The organism is Pseudomonas emilianonis (assembly GCF_023072625.1).
GTDB lineage: Bacteria > Pseudomonadota > Gammaproteobacteria > Pseudomonadales > Pseudomonadaceae > Aquipseudomonas > Aquipseudomonas paraveronii.
On the sequence record NZ_JAKNRV010000372.1, the window covers coordinates 1 to 4,847 of the forward strand.

4 protein-coding genes are annotated in these 4,847 nt (G+C 60.5%); all 4 read left to right on the forward strand.

Translation table 11 applies throughout. The annotated features are described in order from the left end of the window. On the forward strand, positions 1 to 393 hold a 393-nt coding region (locus L9Z73_RS25435), incomplete at its 5' end, for an OmpA family protein (RefSeq protein WP_247407037.1). 24 nt (positions 394 to 417) lie between these two features. Then, positions 418 to 909 (forward strand): Hcp family type VI secretion system effector, encoded by a 492-nt coding sequence (locus L9Z73_RS25440; protein WP_247407042.1) that lies wholly within the window; start codon positions 418 to 420, stop codon positions 907 to 909. A gap of 155 nt (positions 910 to 1,064) precedes the next feature. Then, on the forward strand, positions 1,065 to 3,713 hold the full coding sequence (tssH, locus tag L9Z73_RS25445; protein WP_247407060.1) for a type VI secretion system ATPase TssH: 2,649 nt from the start codon (positions 1,065 to 1,067) through the stop codon (positions 3,711 to 3,713). A 2-nt stretch (positions 3,714 to 3,715) separates the two neighbouring features. Continuing rightward, a partial coding sequence (locus tag L9Z73_RS25450; protein ID WP_247407063.1) for a type VI secretion system Vgr family protein occupies positions 3,716 to 4,847 on the forward strand: 1,132 nt, incomplete at its 3' end.

Consider the following 4,847-nt stretch of genomic DNA (forward strand, 5'->3'; position numbering starts at 1 on the left):
CTGTCGCTGTTCGCCAGCGGCAGTGCCCTGCTTAAGCCGGATTCGGCCAAGACGCTGATCAATGCGCTGGTCGATATCAAGGCACAGCCCGGCTGGCTGATCGTTATCTCGGGGCATACCGATGCCACTGGCGACCACGAAAACAATCTTCGACTGTCCCGCGCCCGCGCCGCTGCCGTGCATGACTGGATGCAGCGCATGGGCGGCATTCCCGACAGCTGCTTTGCCGTGCAGGGCTTTGGCGCCAGCCAGCCGATTGCCGGCAACGACACCGAGGCGGGGCGTGCAGCCAACCGCCGCGTTGATATCCGTCTGGTGCCTGAGGCGGGGGCCTGCGTGCTTCCCGTCGCACACCCGGACAGGCAACCCCCGGTCGCATTCCGCGACATTTAAATCTACGAGAAAAAGGAGCTTCACATGGCAATTCCCGTTTACCTCTGGCTGCAAGACGACGGCGGCGCAACTATCAAGGGTTCGGTGAACGTGCAACAACGCGAGGGCAGCATCGAGGTGATTGCCCAGGATCACAGTCTGTACATCCCCACCGACAATAACACCGGGAAATTGACCGGTACGCGGGTTCACACCCCGTTTCTGTTTTCCAAGGAAATCGACGCGTCCAGCCCCTATCTCTACAAGGCGGTCACCACCGGGCAAACGCTCAAGAGTGCTGAGTTCAAGTGGTACCGCATCGACGATGCGGGGCAGGAGGTCGAGTACTTCATCACCAAACTCGAAGACGTCAAAGTCGTGAAAGTCGCGCCGAAAATGCACGACGTCAAAGACCCGAGCAAAGAGAAACACAACCACCTCGAGCAGGTGGAGTTGCGTTACGAGAAGGTCACCTGGACCTACAAGGACGGCAACATCATCCACTCCGATTCATGGAATGAACGCCAAAGCGCTTGATACGCATGGAGCAGCAGGTGGGCCTTTGCCTGCTGGCTCCCGGTGTGCTGGGTTGAGCGTCCGTTCGCGGGCGTTCAGCCAAACACATCGAGTTTCAAACCCGTGGCTGGCGTTAACGATGACACACCACCATCACCGAACAAGGATGTAACCGTATGGCCCAACATTCCACGCGCTTGCTTCGCCGTCTCAACCCTTATTGCACCCAGGCGTTGAGTGCAGCGGCTACGTTGTGCCAAAGCCGTGCCCACGCGCAGGTCACCATCGAACACTGGCTGCTCAAGTTGCTGGAGCAAGGCGAGGGTGACCTGACCCTTATCGCCCGTCGCTACGAATGGGATATGGATGCGCTCTGGCGCGGCCTGATCGACCATCTGGACACCCTGCCGCGCAGCGTGCAAAACAAGCCACAGCTGTGCGGCAAGCTGCAACAACTGATCAAGAATGCTTGGCTGCTGGCATCCCTGGATGGCAATAACGAGATCCTGCGCTCGGCCCATTTGCTCGGTGCGCTGCTGGAAACTCCGAGCCTGCTGGTGTGCGACGCCACTTGGCCGCTGCTTAGTATCAGCGATGCCCAGTTACAGCGGCTATTGGTGTTGCTCGACCAGCACTCCGAAGAACGTGCGCAAGTGCAGCAAGAAGCGGCACGGGACCACACTAAGCTGCCCGCTTTATCCGGCACCGATGAACCGGATGCCCTGAAAGTCATCTTGGACAAATTCACCCACGACCTTACTGCCAAGGCGCGGGCGGGGCAGATCGACCCGGTGTTTGGCCGTGACGATGAGATCCGTCAGGTGATCGATATTCTCAGCCGTCGGCGCAAGAACAACCCGATCCTGGTGGGGGAGCCCGGCGTCGGCAAAACCGCTTTGGTTGAAGGTCTCGCGTTACGCATCGTAGAGGGCAATGTCCCCGACAGCCTCAAGCAGGTCGCCTTACGCACCCTTGACCTGGGTTTGTTGCAAGCGGGCGCCGGGGTCAAAGGCGAATTCGAACAACGCCTGAAAAACGTCATCGAGGCCGTGCAACTGTCGCCGCATCCGGTGCTGCTGTTTATCGATGAAGCCCACACTCTGATTGGCGCTGGTAACCAGGCGGGTGGTGCGGACGCCGCCAACCTGCTCAAACCGGCCCTGGCGCGTGGCGAGTTGCGCACGGTCGCGGCCACGACTTGGGGTGAATACAAACAGTATTTTGAACGCGATGCCGCCTTGGAACGACGCTTCCAGATGGTCAAGGTCGACGAGCCGGACGACGCCAGCGCCTGCCTGATGCTGCGCGGTCTCAAGGCGCGCTACGCCAGCCATCACGGCGTGCACATCCAGGACGCGGCGGTACAAGCCGCGGTGACTCTTTCACGACGCTACCTGACCGGTCGAGAACTCCCCGACAAAGCCATCGACCTGCTCGACACCGCCAGTGCACGGGCACGCATGAGCTTGGACTGCGAGCCGCAAGCGCTGGTGCGCCTTAAGGCCCAGCAAACAGCCCTCGAGCTGGAACGCCAGGCCCTGGAAGAAGACCAGCAACTGAGCGGCAGCCCCGCCAGCGAGCGCCTGGCGATCATCGACGCGCAGCACGCCGAGTTGCACCGCCAGCTAGTCGGGCTCGAGGCGCAATACCGCAACGAACTCGAGCTTACCCAGCAATTGTGCGATGCCCGTCAGGCAGAACCCGCACAAAGGGCCGTCTGCCTGCAATTGCAACAACAACTGAGCAACGCCCAGGGCAACCAGCCACTTCTGTCCCTCGACGTCGATGCGCGCAGTGTGGCCGAAGTCGTCGCTGACTGGACCGGCGTACCGCTGGGCAGCTTACTCAAGGACGAACAAGCCAGCCTGCTTGAGCTGGAATACCAACTGGGTGAGCAAGTGATCGGCCAGGACCTTGCGCTCAGTGCTTTGGCCCAGCGCCTACGCGCAGCTAGGACCGGCCTGACAGACGAAAAAGCCCCGCTGGGCGTATTTTTGCTGGTCGGCACTAGCGGCGTCGGCAAAACCGAAACGGCCCTGGCCCTGGCCGACACGCTGTTCGGCGGCGAAAAATCGCTGATCACCATTAACCTCTCGGAATATCAGGAAGCCCATACCGTCAGCCAGCTCAAAGGCTCACCTCCCGGCTACGTCGGTTACGGTCAGGGCGGCGTGCTCACCGAAGCCGTGCGTCAACGCCCCTACAGCGTGGTGCTGCTCGATGAAGTCGAGAAGGCGCACCGCGACGTTCTCAATATTTTTTACCAGGTCTTTGATCGGGGCTGCATGCGCGATGGCGAAGGCCGGGAAATCGACTTTCGCAACACCGTCATTCTCATGACTTCCAACCTTGGCAGCGATGAACTTCAAACTTGCCTGCAAGAGTTCCCCGACGCACCCGACAGTACCTTGCACGCGTTGCTGCGCCCGATCCTGCGCGAACACTTCCAGCCAGCCTTATTGGCTCGTTTCCAAACCCTGATTTACCGCCCGCTTCAAGCCGACGCCCTCCAACGTATCGTCGCCATCAAACTCGCCGACGTTGCCAAGCGCTTGCAGCGTCATTACGGATTGGATTGTCAGGTCGACGCAGCCCTCAACGAGGCGCTGGTTGCGGCCTGCCTGCTGCCCGACACAGGCGCGCGCAACATCGACAGCCTGCTCAATCAGCAGATTCTGCCGGTCCTCAGTCAGCAGTTGCTGCAACGCCAAGCCGCCCGGCAGAAAACTTTCGGCGTGACCTTGGGCTACAGCATTGAGGAAGGGATTGTCCTGCATTTTATCGACGCCCAAGACGCTGTTTCGCCTGTTGCGATGGAGGCCTGAACATGATCAACCAACTGCGCAGCTTCTACGACCACAGCCGGCACACACTCAGCGTGCGCGACGTCGATGCACTGCTTGACGTCCTGGCCTTTGAGGGCCAGGAACACCTGAGCCAACCGTTCACCTATCGCATAGAGTTCACCAGCACCGAACGTGACCTCGCCGCCGAAACCCTGCTCGGCCAGGCCGCCCGTTTCAGCCTGCACGCCCCACCGCAAAAACCACCGGCCTTGGGCTTCAGCGTGCCCGAGATCAAGCCGCTGCGTACCCTGCACGGCGTAGTCACCGGTTTCAAACGCCTGTCCGGCTCCGCTGATGAAGCCCGCTACGAAATCACCCTGCAACCGCACCTGGCCCTGCTCGGCCAAGGCCGACAGTTTCGCATCTACCAGCATCAATCGGTGCCGCAAATCGTCGAAAGCATCCTGCGCAGCCGCCACGATTTTGAAGGCCAGGACTTCCTTTTCAGCCTGGTGCGTGAATACCCCAAACGCGAACAGGTTATGCAGTATGGCGAGAGCGATCTGGCCTTCATCTCGCGCCTGCTGGCCGACGTCGGCATCTGGTACCGCTTCACCAGCGACGAACGCCTGAATATCGACGTAGTGGAATTTCACGATGACCAGCGTCACTACCAGTTTGACGTGGCGTTGGCCTACCGCCCGCAATCCGGGCTCAGCAGCAGTGGCCAGGACGGTGTATGGGCCCTGCAATCGAGCCACCAGGTGGTGGAACAGCACGTCAATATCCGCACCTACCAGCACCGCGTGGCCAACGCTCACCTGAACGGTGATATCGACCAAACCCGTGGCGCCAACGGCACCTATGGCGAGGCTTATCACTACGCCGAACCCTACACCGTCATGGGCGATCGCTACGCCCATGACGAAGACCTGCAAAGCGAAAGCGGCTACTTCTACGCTCGCCTGCGTCACGAGCGTTACCTCAACGGCCAAACTCGACTCAACGGCGTCAGCAGCAGCGCAACCCTTGCTCCAGGGCAGGTACTTAAAATCTCTGGCGGCGCGCCACAGGCTTTCGCCCCCGGTGCGGTGATCACCCAACTGATCAGCCGCGCCGCTCGCGACGCCAGTTACGAAGTGACGTTTGAGGCCATTCCCTACTCGGAAACCG

What these genes read in the sequence shown, in the direction of transcription:
- tssH (WP_247407060.1), top strand. Translation starts at nt 1,065, where the DNA reads ATGGCCCAACATTCCACGCGCTTGCTTCGCCGTCTCAACCCTTATTGC.
- L9Z73_RS25440 (WP_247407042.1), top strand. Translation starts at nt 418, where the DNA reads ATGGCAATTCCCGTTTACCTCTGGCTGCAAGACGACGGCGGCGCAACT.